Annotated in this window: 13 protein-coding genes; 10 read left to right on the top strand and 3 right to left on the bottom strand. The window is 56.7% G+C overall.

Annotated features, from left to right (window positions below; translation table 11 throughout):
- Positions 1 to 13 precede the first annotated feature (13 nt).
- Positions 14 to 994, bottom strand: coding sequence for a quinone oxidoreductase family protein (locus NHG65_RS06960; protein ID WP_499183089.1), 981 nt, complete (start codon positions 992 to 994; stop codon positions 14 to 16).
- 119 nt (positions 995 to 1,113) lie between these two features.
- Between NHG65_RS06960 and NHG65_RS06955 the strand changes: the two genes are divergently transcribed.
- The 4 genes from NHG65_RS06955 to NHG65_RS06940 all read left to right on the top strand — a co-directional run bounded on the left by NHG65_RS06955 (position 1,114) and on the right by NHG65_RS06940 (position 4,772).
- The gene (locus NHG65_RS06955; RefSeq protein WP_499183088.1) at positions 1,114 to 2,004 is read left to right on the top strand and encodes a LysR family transcriptional regulator; all 891 of its coding nucleotides are present in this window, start codon (positions 1,114 to 1,116) and stop codon (positions 2,002 to 2,004) included.
- A 242-nt stretch (positions 2,005 to 2,246) separates the two neighbouring features.
- Complete coding sequence (locus tag NHG65_RS06950; RefSeq protein WP_499183087.1) at positions 2,247 to 3,272, top strand: methionine ABC transporter ATP-binding protein; 1,026 nt, start codon at positions 2,247 to 2,249, stop codon at positions 3,270 to 3,272.
- A complete protein-coding gene (locus tag NHG65_RS06945) occupies positions 3,265 to 3,933 on the top strand; it encodes a methionine ABC transporter permease (protein WP_099063957.1) in 669 nt (222 codons plus the stop codon). The genes NHG65_RS06950 and NHG65_RS06945 overlap by 8 nt, the downstream gene beginning before the upstream one ends.
- 17 nt (positions 3,934 to 3,950) lie before the next feature.
- Positions 3,951 to 4,772 (top strand): MetQ/NlpA family ABC transporter substrate-binding protein, encoded by an 822-nt coding sequence (locus tag NHG65_RS06940; RefSeq protein WP_499183461.1) that lies wholly within the window; start codon positions 3,951 to 3,953, stop codon positions 4,770 to 4,772.
- A 57-nt stretch (positions 4,773 to 4,829) separates the two neighbouring features.
- Here the strand turns inward: NHG65_RS06940 and NHG65_RS06935 are convergent, their stop codons facing one another.
- Entirely contained in the window at positions 4,830 to 5,474 is a 645-nt protein-coding gene (locus tag NHG65_RS06935) for a TetR/AcrR family transcriptional regulator (RefSeq protein WP_499183086.1), read from the bottom strand.
- Positions 5,475 to 5,648: 174 nt separating this feature from the next.
- Here NHG65_RS06935 and bhsA (NHG65_RS06930) point away from each other — a divergent pair, with 174 nt between their 5' ends.
- The 4 genes from bhsA (NHG65_RS06930) to NHG65_RS06915 all read left to right on the top strand — a co-directional run bounded on the left by bhsA (NHG65_RS06930) (position 5,649) and on the right by NHG65_RS06915 (position 9,097).
- Complete coding sequence (gene bhsA / locus NHG65_RS06930; protein ID WP_499183085.1) at positions 5,649 to 5,906, top strand: multiple stress resistance protein BhsA; 258 nt, start codon at positions 5,649 to 5,651, stop codon at positions 5,904 to 5,906.
- 202 nt (positions 5,907 to 6,108) lie between these two features.
- On the top strand, positions 6,109 to 6,366 hold the full coding sequence (gene bhsA / locus NHG65_RS06925; protein WP_099063954.1) for a multiple stress resistance protein BhsA: 258 nt from the start codon (positions 6,109 to 6,111) through the stop codon (positions 6,364 to 6,366).
- Between the two features lie 268 nt (positions 6,367 to 6,634).
- Positions 6,635 to 8,125, top strand: a complete 1,491-nt coding sequence (gene amyA, locus NHG65_RS06920) for an alpha-amylase (RefSeq protein WP_499183084.1) — start codon at positions 6,635 to 6,637, stop codon at positions 8,123 to 8,125.
- A gap of 123 nt (positions 8,126 to 8,248) precedes the next feature.
- Positions 8,249 to 9,097 (top strand): PA4780 family RIO1-like protein kinase, encoded by an 849-nt coding sequence (locus tag NHG65_RS06915; RefSeq protein ID WP_099063951.1) that lies wholly within the window; start codon positions 8,249 to 8,251, stop codon positions 9,095 to 9,097.
- Between the two features lie 82 nt (positions 9,098 to 9,179).
- Here NHG65_RS06915 and lsrG read toward each other — a convergent pair whose 3' ends face one another.
- Entirely contained in the window at positions 9,180 to 9,473 is a 294-nt protein-coding gene (gene lsrG / locus NHG65_RS06910; RefSeq protein WP_085115728.1) for a (4S)-4-hydroxy-5-phosphonooxypentane-2,3-dione isomerase, read from the bottom strand.
- Positions 9,474 to 9,660: 187 nt separating this feature from the next.
- Between lsrG and lsrK the strand changes: the two genes are divergently transcribed.
- A complete protein-coding gene (gene lsrK, locus NHG65_RS06905; RefSeq protein ID WP_499183083.1) occupies positions 9,661 to 11,226 on the top strand; it encodes an autoinducer-2 kinase in 1,566 nt (521 codons plus the stop codon).
- 235 nt (positions 11,227 to 11,461) lie between these two features.
- Complete coding sequence (locus NHG65_RS06900) at positions 11,462 to 12,646, top strand: MFS transporter (RefSeq protein WP_499183082.1); 1,185 nt, start codon at positions 11,462 to 11,464, stop codon at positions 12,644 to 12,646.
- The last annotated feature ends 58 nt before the right edge of the window (positions 12,647 to 12,704 follow it).

The following is a 12,704-nucleotide window of genomic DNA, read 5'->3' as shown; positions in this document are numbered from 1 at the left end:
GGGAAGGCTGCTTTTAACTCTGCGGGTCGCGATCGTTGAGCAGCATAATCTTACCGGCAAAGCTGCGATCTTCCAGCCGACGGTGGGCAGCCGCGCCTTCGCTCAGCGGGAAGGTTTCAATATGGGGCACGGCAAATTCGCCGTTCTGCCAACTGCTGAACAGACGCTCAGCCCTGTCACGTCGTGCCTCGGCGCTATTAAGATAAGTCCAGAGATCGCCGCCGACCACACCTTTGGAATCCATCATCAGGCCGTAGGCAGAAATCGCCGGTGCCTCGCCGCCCGCCATCCCAAAGGTGACGACCCGGCCACCAGGGCACAGCGCGTCGATGCTCTGTTGCAGCGTGATGCCGACCGAGTCGAAACCGTACTCAACGCCACCGCCGGTCAGCGCGGCAATTTGCGCGACCCAATCCTGCTGATAGGTGAAAGCTGCTGCGGCACCGTTGTTCAGCGCGATCTGCTGTTTGTGCGCCGAAGACACCACGGCGTAAACCTGTGCGCCACGCGCCACCAGCATGCGGGTCAGGATCTGCCCGACACCGCCCGCCGCTGCATGCACTAACGCGCGATCGCCCGCCTTCACCTGCACGCTGTCATTAATCAGGTACTGCGCCGTCAGCCCTTGCAGCAGAATTGAGGCCGCCTCGACGTCGCTCAGGGCTGGTGGCAGCCGCAGTGCATGCTCCACCGGCACATTGATACGCGTGGCGTGACAAAAAGGCACATCGGCGAAACCAATCCGCTCCCCCAGCTGCCAGCCATTGACGCCCTCACCCACGGCGATAATGGTGCCTACGCCTTCGTAACCGCCGATATGCGGCGGGTTACCGTGCAGCACATAATTGCCCTTGCGGCGGTAGATATCGGCAAAATTCAGCCCGGCAGCACCCATCCGCACCTGCACCGCGCCCGCCGGTACCGCTGGTGTCGGTAACTCAAGGTATTCGAGCACGTCCGGCCCGCCAAAGTGTTCAAACGCTAATGCATGCATGTTGCTGCTCCAGGAAATTCCGCCAATAACACACTGACGGTCGATAGAAGGATTATCGCAAAGCGCTATAATCAGGCAAAGTGGCCCGCAGAACATTCAGAAAACACCAGGGGTTTATAATGGACCGATTAACCAGCATGGCGGTGTTTGTGCGGGTGGTGGAAAAAGGCAGCTTTGTCGCCGCCGCCGAGGAGATGGCAATCTCTCCGACCATGGTCGGCAAGCACATCCGTTACCTGGAGCAACGCCTTAATGCGCCGCTGCTGAACCGCACCACCCGCAGGCAGGGGCTGACCGAGGCCGGTCGGGTGTTCTACGAACGCTGCCGCCGCCTGCTGGCCGACGCCGATGCCGCCGAAGCCAGTGCCCGGGCGCTGCTGAGCTCCCCCAGCGGGCTGCTACGTATCAGCGCACCGGTCACTTTTGGCAACCGCGTTTTGACGCCAATCCTCACCGAATTCCTGCAGCGGCACCCAGAGGTCGAGGCGGAGGTGGTGCTGTCGGATCGCAAAGTGGATTTGATTGAGGAAAGCTACGAAGCTGCATTTCGCATCGGCCCAGTGGCCGACGACGGCCTGGTGGCGCGCGCCCTGCCCGATTACCGTATGACGCTGGCCGCCTCGCCGGACTATTTGGCGCAGCACGGTGTTCCAACGCAGCCGGTTCAGCTCAGTACGCACAGCTGCTTTGGCTTCAGTCAGTGGGACGGCAACCACTTCTGGCGGTTGCAGGGGCCAGAGGGGGAAATCAGCGTGCCGGTCAGGCCACGGCTGCGGATGGACTCTGGCGAAGGGGTGCGCCGGGCGGCGCTGGCCGGTTTCGGTATCGCGCTGCATGCCGGCATGCTACTGGACGAAGATATTGCTGCCGGCCGGTTGGTACAGGTCTTGCCGGACTATTCACCGCTACCACGGCCGATGCATTTGGTCTATCTGCCCGAACGACGACAGTCACCCAAGCTGGAAGCTTTTATCGCCCTGACCGTCGCCAGACTTTGGGGACGCGCCTGAACAAAACACCGCGGCCAAAATCGCCCTAGGCCGCGGTTTCACCATCACTTCAGCTCATTACTTCATATATCAAATAAGAATAACTAATAGAATTTATATTCTTCCTGTCACTATCAACCCCCGGTAGGATTGGCCTGTATTCACCAGCAACAGAGGTTCCGCCTGCCCTTTGCTCCGAGAAGCCGAGCCCTCTGGCGCTCCGGGCGGAATACTGTGATGTATTAATAAGGATCCGCTTCTCTATGATCGTTCTTTCGAACGTTTGCAAAACTTTTGACAGCGCACAGGGCCGCGTTGTCGCGGTAGATGATGTCAACCTGGCGGTCGAAGCCGGACAAATTTACGGCATCATTGGCTATAGCGGGGCCGGTAAAAGCACCCTGATCCGTTTGCTTAACGGGCTGGAAACCCCTACCAGCGGCAGCATTCAAGTCGACGGTTTCGATATCGCCGCGGCCAAAAGCGACCAGTTGCGCCAGGCGCGGCTGAAAATCAGCATGGTGTTTCAACACTTCAACCTGCTGTGGTCACGCACCGTCAGCCAGAACATTGCCTTCTCGATGCAAATCGCCGGCGTGCCCAAGGCACAGATTAAACCGCGTGTGGCGGAGCTGGTGGCATTGGTTGGCCTGCAGGGCCGCGAAGAGGCTTATCCTTCGCAGCTCAGTGGCGGACAGAAACAACGCGTCGGCATCGCCCGCGCGCTGGCCAATAATCCGGGAGTACTGCTGTGCGATGAGGCCACCTCGGCGCTCGATCCCCAGACCACCGATTCGATTCTGGACCTGTTGCTGGACATCAACCGCAAGCTGAACCTGACCATTGTGCTGATCACCCATGAAATGCACGTAGTGCGCAAAATTTGCCATCGCGTGGCAGTGATGGAAAACGGCCGCATTGTCGAAGAAGGCCCGGTGATCGATGTTTTCACCCGGCCGCAGCAGCCGATTACCCAGCAGTTCGTTAAACAGGTTTCGCAGTATCAGAAAACCGAGGAAAGCTTTAACCCCTTGCTGGCCCAGCACCTGCCAGGTGCGATCTTCAAGCTGACCTTTGTCGGCGTGCAAACCCATCAGGCGGTGATTTCCGACATGATCCTGCGCTACAAGGTGAGCATTAATATTCTGCACGGCAAGATAACCCAGACCCTGAACGGATCCTTTGGCGAATTGTATATCCACGCCGATGGCAACGATCTGCAAATCGACAGCATGCTGAAATTATTGAAAGAACAGCAGATCGCCGCTGAGGTGATTAAACATGATTGAGTCACTGTTCCCTCACCTGCGCATTGACCAGTTGCTGAACGCCACCCTGGAAACCCTGTACATGACCGGTATCGCCGGGCTGGCGACGCTGGTACTCGGTATCGTTCTGGGGGTACTGCTGTTCCTGACCTCCCGCGGCCAACTGTTGCAAAATCGCCTCGTCTATTCGCTGATTTCAGTGTTGGTCAACGTATTCCGCTCCATTCCCTTCATCATTTTGATCGTGTTGCTGATCCCGTTCACCAAGACGCTGATCGGCACCATTTTGGGGGCCGATGCCGCGCTGCCGGCGCTGATTGTCGGCGCTGCCCCCTTCTATGCGCGGCTGGTTGAGATTGGCTTGCGTGAGGTGGACAAGGGAGTCATCGAAGCGGCGCGCTCTATGGGGGCCAAAACCAGCACCATTATCTTCCGCGTGCTGCTGCCGGAGTCTTCCCCGGCGCTGGTTTCCGGTATTACCGTCACCCTGATCGCGCTGGTGAGCTACACCGCGATGGCCGGGGTGATCGGCGCAGGCGGGCTGGGTAATCTGGCCTATCTGGAAGGTTTTCAACGCAATCACGGTGACGTGACGCTGGTGGCGACGCTGACGATCCTGCTGATCGTTTTCGTTATCCAGTTCATCGGCGACACCATTACAACAACGCTCGATAAACGATAAATAACCAGGGAATAATGATGATGAAAAAGCAAATGATGATGCTGGCTTTCGCCTCACTGACCGCGTTAGCCTCCTTTGGTGCCGCGGCGGAGACCAAGCTGGTGGTTGGTGCGTCCAACGTACCGCACGCGGAGATCCTCGAGCAGGCCAAGCCGATTTTGGCGAAGGAAGGCATTGATCTGGTGATCAAACCCTTCCAGGATTACATCCTGCCGAATACGGCGCTGGCCAGTCACGATATTGACGCCAACTACTTCCAGCATGTGCCCTATCTGAATTCGGTACTGAAGGACCATGCGGGCGATAAGAGTTACGACTTTGTCAGCGCCGGGGCTATCCATATCGAGCCGATCGGCATTTATTCCAAGAAGTACAAGAGCCTGAAGGATCTGCCGGACAACGGCAAAATCATCATGCGTGATGCGGTGGCAGAGGAAGGTCGTATTCTGTCTATCTTTGAAAAGGCAGGCGTGATTAAGCTGAAACCGGGCGTGAGCAAGGTGGATGCACGCATTACCGACGTGGTGGAAAACCCGAAACACCTGAAGTTCCTGGCGAACGTGGAAGGCGCACTGTTGCCACAGATGTACAACAACGATGAGGGTGACGCAGTGGTGATTAACGCCAACTACGCCATCGATGCCGGGCTGAACCCAACCAAAGACCCGATTGCGGTCGAAAGCGGTGAAAACAACCCCTATGCCAACATCATCACCGTGCATAAGGCCGACGTGAACAAGCCGGAAATTGTCGCCCTGGTGAAGGTGTTGCACTCCAAGGCGATTCAGGATTTCATCCGCCAAAAATACCAGGGCGCAGTGATCCCGGTTAACCAGTAATTCAAGCCAAGGCCGCAGCAATGCGGCCTTGCCCTTTATCGAACAATACGCCCTTTCCTAGACCTTATTGCCCACCTGACTGAGACGCGGCCAAACCAGCATCAATGCATCGAGCAAGCGATATAAATCCTCACGGCTTGCCCCTTCACGTGCCTGAACCGACATCCCTTCAATGGTACAGACGATGAATTTGGCCAACAGTGCGGTATCGGTTTTCGCCAATAACTCCCCCTGCTGTACCTTGCGGTCAAAACAGTCTCGCAGGCTGGCCTCATTAGCATGATGCTTGTTACGCAGCATCTCGGCGACTTCATCAGACGACGAAGACAGCGCCGCGGACGCACACACCATAAAGCAACCGGACGGCGTATCCGGATCGGTAAACACTTCAGCTGAAGAGCGCACATAGGCTTCAACGATTTCCGCTATCGGCAGATCCTGCTCCAGCAGTTGATTGGTGCAGGTGGTGTACTTTTGCAGATAACGCTCCACCGCCGCGCGAAACAACCCTTCTTTATTACCGAACTCGGCATACAGCGTTGGCGCCTTGGCGCCGGTGACTTCAACCAGATCGGCCAGCGACGTTGAGTCATAGCCGTGCCGCCAGAACAGATCGAGCGCGCTGTCCAGCGCACGGTCGCGATCAAACTGCTTCGGTCTGCCACGCGTTTTTTTAGCGCAGACCTCTTCATTGATACTCATAGACCCTCTCTTATCCCGCCCCGCAGCAGGGCTCACTAATTAAATTAACGATCATTATAAAAAAATATTGCGCTGCCGTCGAGAAGCGATTAACATTTAGTTATCGATCGTTAAGTAATAACAACGACAGACATTCAAATCCCAGTTTACGCTGTTAGAATAGGAATTAACATCATGAAAAACTTAAAAATTACTCTTGCCGCCATCGCGCTTGCCTCTGCTTCTTTCGGTAGCTTTGCTGCAGACCTGGTTAATAGTCAGCCGGCTGATCAGCAAAAAATCGGCGTGGTTACCGTCAGTGGTGCTTCCGATATCACCTCTCTGGAAGCCGATTTAGCGGCCAAAGCTGACGCAGCCGGTGCAAAATCATTCCGCATCACCGGCGCCGGGGGTAACAACCAGCTGCATGGCACCGCAGTAATCTTTCAATAACAATCAGTTAATCGTCATTCTCTGGGCCGGTAACGGCTATTTTCTTCCCGGTTAACGACGATAAGAAAAAAATTAATTAACGAACATTAAAAAAATAGTTGCAAAGCGTCGAACAGGCGACTAACATTAAATTATCGATCGTTAATTAATTTAACGACCCAATAAAAACATCGTACAGAATATCGAGATAGGAAATAAGACCATGAAAAACCTGAAAATGACCATCGCTGCCATCGCACTGGCTTCTGTTTCTTTCGGTAGCTTCGCCGCCGACCTGGTAAATGCCCAACCGGCAGATCTGCAAAAAGCCGGTGTGGTTACCGTCAGTGGGGCTTCCGACCTGACCAGCCTGGAAAACAAACTGGCTGCCAAAGCGGATGAAGCAGGTGCTAAATCATTCCAGATCATCTCAACTACCGGCGACAACAAACTGCACGGTACTGCGATTATCTACAATTAATTGCTGAATCAGCAATTGCGCAAAGAGGCGGCCCTGGCCGCCTTTTGTATTATTGCCCCGCCGAAAATCTGCTGGCTGAAGCCCAATCCAGTGGTTTAGCAGCTACTTCGATAGGCCAATATCAGACTGGTATTGTCTCATTACGTCAGCCTGGATTAACCCGCCCGAACCGAGTTTCCCTTTTACCAAAAGTAGCCCATGCTGTAACAGGATGGGGTGGGCGACGGCTCATCCCGCACCTCTTTCTGGCAAATAGGGACGCTGGCTCATGACGAAAAAAACCACCTTGCTGCAGTTTTTCCATTGGTATTACCCTGATGGCGGAAAGTTATGGCCAGAGGTCGCCGAACGGGCCGCGCAAATTGCTCAGTTGGGTATCACCGACCTGTGGCTGCCCCCCGCCTATAAGGGCGCTTCCGGCGGCTATTCGGTAGGGTATGACAGCTACGATCTGTTCGATCTGGGCGAGTTCGACCAAAAAGGCAGCCGCGCCACCAAATACGGTGACAAGGAGGCATTGGTGCATGCCGCCACAGCGCTGCGTGATAACGGCGTGCGGGTGATTTATGACGTGGTCTTCAACCACAAGCTCGGTGCCGACGAAAAAGAGCAGGTGCACGTGTATAAGGCGGACGCCAACAACCGCAATAATATTAACGATCAGGGTTTCGACGCTCTGGCCTACACCCGTTTCACCTTTCCCGGCCGACAGGGCACCTACTCCAAATTTATTTGGGATTACAAATGCTTTGGTGGGGTTGATTACGTTGAACAGCCCGATGAGAAAGGCGTGTTCAAAATCGCCAATGACTACGGTGACGACGGCTGGAACGATCAGGTCGGCGACGAGAAAGGCAACTACGACTATCTGATGGGGGCCGACGTTGAATTTCGCAACCCGGCGGTGGTAGAAGAGCTGAAATACTGGGCGCGCTGGCTGCTGGAAACCCTGCCGTGCGACGGTTTCCGGCTGGATGCGGCCAAACATATCCCCGCCTGGTTCTTTAAAGAGTGGGCTGACCACGTGCGTGACAGCGCACAGCGCGATCTGTTTATCGTCGCCGAATACTGGTCGCACGATTTGGCCGCGTTACAACAGTATATTGACCTGGTCGAGGGCAAAGTGATGCTGTTCGACGTAGCCTTGCACCTGAAGTTTCATCAGGCATCAAAACAGGGGGATGGGTTCGATATGGCGCAGATGTTCACCGATACCCTGACCGCTGCCGATCCAGCCCATTCGGTCACGCTGGTCGCCAACCACGACACCCAACCGCTACAATCGCTGGAAGCGCCGGTCGAACCCTGGTTCAAACCGCTGGCTTACGCCTTGATCCTGTTACGCGAACAAGGGGTGCCCTGCGTGTTCTATCCTGACCTGTACGGTGCCAGCTATAAAGATAAAGGCAGTGACGGCCAGGAGTACCAGATTGATATGCCGGTCATCCCTGAGCTGGAAAAGTTGATTCAGGCGCGACAACGCTTTGCCAACGGCGTGCAAACCGATTATTTTGATGATAAAAACTGCGTGGCCTTCAGCCGCAGCGGTACTGCCGAAGCACCTGGCTGCGTAGTGGTACTCACCAATGGGGCTGAAAGCGGCAAAGCGGTTTCGCTGGGTGCCGAACTGGCACATAAAAACTGGCGCGATCTGCTCGATAACCGTCAGGATGAGGTCACCACCGACGAACAGGGGAATGCGACTTTCCCGGTTAACGGCGGCAGCGTCAGCGTTTGGGTACTGGCAGAAACCCTGTAGCAGGTGCGCCGTTGCGGCCATATGTCGCAACGGCGGCAAACTAAATTTTGTCTTTCGGGTCTAAATTTGGCTAACACCTTAGCAAACCATTCACACCGGAGCCTAAATAGGGTACAAGGCTGCATGAAAATTCCAAAACGACTCCAGCCATTGGTAGATGATGGTTTAATCGACGACGTCATCCGCCGTTTGAAAAGTGGCAAAGAAGCCGACGTCTTTATCGTGCGCTGCGGCGAAGAGATCCGCTGCGCCAAAGTTTACAAAGAAGCAGACAAGCGTAACTTCAAGCAGGCCGTGAATTACCAGGAAGGCCGCAAAGTGCGTAACAGCCGCGATGCCCGTGCCATGAGCAAAGGGTCGAAATTCGGTCGCCAGCAGCAGGAAGAAGCCTGGCAGAATACCGAGGTCGATGCACTGTATCTACTCGCCAAAGCGGGCGTACGCGTACCGCAGCCGGATATCTGTCTGGATGGCGTGCTGCTGATGGAACTGATCACCGACGAAGAAGGCCTGGTAGCCCCACGTCTGAGCGATGTCACTCTGACGCCGGAACAGGCGCGGGCCGATCACGCACTGATGATGAACTACGCGGTGCGCATGCTTTGCGCCGGGCTGGTACATGGCGACCTGTCGGAATTCAACGTGCTGATGGACAAAAACGGACCGGTGATTATCGATTTGCCGCAGGTGGTGGATGCCGCCGCCAACAACCACGCCAAAAGCATGTTCGAACGTGATATCAACAACATGTCGCAGTTTTACGGCCAATATGCCCCGGAACTGCTCGACAGCAAGTACGCCAAAGAAATTTGGGCGCTGTATCAGGAAGGTAACCTGACACCGGCCAGTATGTTGACCGGTAAGTTTGTCGAGAGCAACAAACGCGCCGATGTCGGTTCAGTGCTGGAAGAAATCCAGGCGGCCAGCGAAGAGCACCAACGTCAGCTTATGGCTCGCAACGAAGAAGATTAACCTCTACCCGGCCATTTCCTGTATGGCCGGGGTTTATTCGATCCTGAATGACTTTCTGTCGCCGCTTCCTACTCCCCCCGCCCTAACCCGGCATCAGGCCGATAAAGCTGGTTTTCTTGCGCGGCCCGGTCATCAGCGCTTCCAGTTTTTCCACGCATTGCAGATAGTGCGGCGTCTTTTTGTGGGCGGCGACGGCCTGCTCATCCCGGTAGGCTTCATAGATATAAAAACGCGTCGGGATGGTTTCATCCTGCAACACGTCAAAGCGCAGATTGCCCGGCTCTTCGATCGCTCCCAGATGATTAGCGCGGAAGACCTCAATAAACTCGTCGACTTTGTCCTGCTTAACGTTAATTTCTACCAGTGTGACGTGCATGGCGGCTCCTTGTTTAACCTTGAAGGTCAATGTGCTTTCCAACCATAGGTTTATTCCCGCAGATTTACCCCCCGCAACGGCAATTTTGCAGCGCAGTTCACAAATCCTGCCGACCCCGCCGCTTCCGCCAGCAGTGCGCAGAGCACCGCATCTATAGTTAAGATCCCAATCCCAGAGAGTGTGAGCTATGGATAACTATTTGATGGCACTGGACGCAGGCACCGGCAGCATTCGCGCGGTCATCTTCGATCTGGCAGGTAATCAAATTGCTCAGGGCCAGGCAGAGTGGCGGCATCTGGCGGTACCGGGGGTGCCCGGCTCGATGGAGTTTGATCTGGCCCACAACTGGCAACTGACCTGCCAGTGCATCCGACAGGCGCTGCAGAATGCCGGTCTCTCTGGCCAGGCGATCCGCTCCGTGGCCTGTTGCTCGATGCGCGAGGGTATCGTGCTTTACGATCGCGACGGCGTGCCGATCTGGGCCTGCGCCAATGTTGATGCTCGCGCCAGCGAGGAAGTCAGCGAACTGAAAGAACTGCATAACCACAATTTCGAACGCGAGGTTTATCAGTATTCCGGGCAAACGCTGGCATTAAGCGCCATGCCGCGCCTGCTGTGGCTGGCACATCACCGCCCGGATATCTACCGTCAGGCGGCGACGCTGACCATGATCAGCGACTGGCTGGCCAATATGCTGAGCGGCGAACTGGCGGTCGATCCTTCCAATGCCGGGACCACCGGCATGCTCGATTTGGTCAGCCGTGACTGGCGCCCGGCGTTGCTCGACATGGCCGGGCTGCGCGCCGATATGCTGTCACCGGTGAAAGAAACCGGCAGCCTGCTGGGACACATCACCGAGCTGGCGGCACAACAAAGTGGCCTGTTGCGCGGCACGCCGGTGGTAATGGGCGGCGGCGATGTGCAACTGGGCAGTCTCGGGTTGGGGGTAGTGCACGCCGGACAAACGGCGGTGCTGGGCGGCACCTTCTGGCAGCAAATCGTCAATTTGCCGGAGCCGGCCACCGACCCGGAGATGAACATCCGCATCAATCCGCACGTGATCCCCGGCATGGCACAGGCCGAGTCGATCAGCTTCTTCACCGGATTAACCATGCGCTGGTTCCGCGATGCCTTCTGCGCCGAAGAAAAACTGATGGCGGAACGGCTGGGCGTAGATGCCTACAGCCTGCTGGAAGAGATGGCCACACGAGTGCCGCCAGGGGCTTACGGAGTGATGCCGATATTTTCCGACGCCATGCATTTCAAAACCTGGTATCACGCCGCGCCTTCTTTTATCAACCTGTCACTCGACCCGGAACGCTGCAATAAGCAGACCCTGTTCCGCGCATTGGAAGAGAACGCCGCCATTGTTTCCGCCTGCAACCTGGAGCAGATCGCCAGTTTCTCCGGCGTACAGGCGCGCTCGCTGGTATTTGCCGGCGGAGGCTCCAAGGGCAAGCTGTGGAGCCAGATCCTCAGCGATGTCACCGGCCTGACGGTGCGCGTACCGGTGGTGAAAGAAGCCACCGCGCTGGGCTGCGCCATTGCCGCCGGAGTGGGTGCCGGGTTGTATGAGTCGCTGGCACAAACCGGTGAAAGTCTGGTGCGCTGGGAGCGTGAGTACCAACCGGACATGGCCAATCATGAACTGTATCAGCGGCAAAAGGAGACCTGGCAGCAAGTCTATGCCGACCAGCTCACCCTGGTAGACCATGGCCTGACCACCTCGATGTGGAAAGCGCCGGGCCTGTGAGCCTCCTCCGGGCGCACACCTGATGCGCCCATCGCATAAGCTTATGCCGATTAAGCCTTTGGCCTGCCGGTTGGCCGCCAACCCCCGATTGACTTGCCCTGCTGATTGTTCCCCCACAGAAACAGTGTAACTACCGCAAACGGATTTATCCGCCGCAAATGCCTGCGTAAATTGTGATCTCTGTCACTCCGCGCCCGCTGCGCGGTTTACACATTCACCTGGGATGAGCAGTACTATGTTGAATAATAATGATAAACCTGCACCATCAGCCTGGCTGGCGATTTTCTCGCTGACGGTTGCCTGCTTTGTGATGGTCACTACCGAGTTTCTGCCAATCGGCCTGCTGACCAATATCGCCCCGTCGCTGGATGTCAGTACCGGCAGAGCCGGCCTGATGGTGACCGTGCCTGGTATCATCGCGGCGATCGCCGCACCGGCACTGAGCCTGGCAGCCGGTCGACTCGACCGTCGTCTGCTGATGCTGGCGCTGAGCGTGCTGCTGGCCATCTCCAACCTGGTCTCCGCATTGGCGGTTAACTTCCCCATGATGCTGCTTGGGCGGGTACTGCTGGGCATCTGCGTCGGCGGTTTTTGGGCCTTTGCCGCCAACTATGGCCGTCATCTGGTGCCGGAAGCCAGTCAGGGTCGCGCCACCGCGCTGATCCTCAGCGGCATTTCGGTCGGTGCCGTATGCGGCGTCCCCGCCGGGGCATTGATTGGTGACCTGTTCGGCTGGCGCGCCGCCTTCTTTGGCAGCGCGGTGCTGGCGGTTGGGGTGCTGTTGGCCCAACTGCGGTTGTTGACGTCGGTCCCTCCCACTCGCCCGGTCACCGCACGCGACCTGCTGTTACCCCTGCGTCTGCCGATGGCACGTACCGGGCTGATTGCCATCGTGTTACTGTTTATCGGTCACTTTGCCGCCTACACCTATCTGAAGCCGCTGCTGCAGCAGGTGTTCGTCCTCAGCCCCTCGGCGATTTCGTTGCAGCTGCTGGCCTACGGCGCCATTGGTCTGCTCGGTACCTTCCTCGGTGAACGGCTGGCCGAACGTAGCCTGCGCGCCACCTTTATTCTGATCACCGCCATGTTGGCTGCCATCCTGATCGTCTCGCCGTTCCTCAGTGGCATCGCCGGTGCCACGCTGATGGTGATGGTATGGGGACTGGCATTTGGCGCTGTACCGGTCTGCGCCACCAACTGGATGTTCGCCGCCGTCCCGCAGGCACCGGAGGCCGGTCAGGCACTGCTGGTCTGCGTGATCCAGATTGCGCTGGCTTCCGGCGCGTTGTTGGGTGGCGAAGTGGTCGACTGGCAGGGCGTCAGCAGCGCTATGCTGTTTGGCGGTGCGCTCACCCTGTCCGCCGCGCTGGTTTTCGGCCTGACCTTGCGTTCCAGCATGATTGGCGTTAAACAGTCATAATCATTATTCATCCGCAGAAACACACCCCGGCCTCTGCCGGGGTTTTGCACTGAGAGCG

Origin of the sequence: Serratia myotis, assembly GCF_027474885.1 — a bacterium.
Classification (GTDB): domain Bacteria; phylum Pseudomonadota; class Gammaproteobacteria; order Enterobacterales; family Enterobacteriaceae; genus Serratia; species Serratia proteamaculans.
Note: the sequence above shows the minus strand (reverse complement) of the source record. Positions and strands in the feature narration are given on the sequence as shown.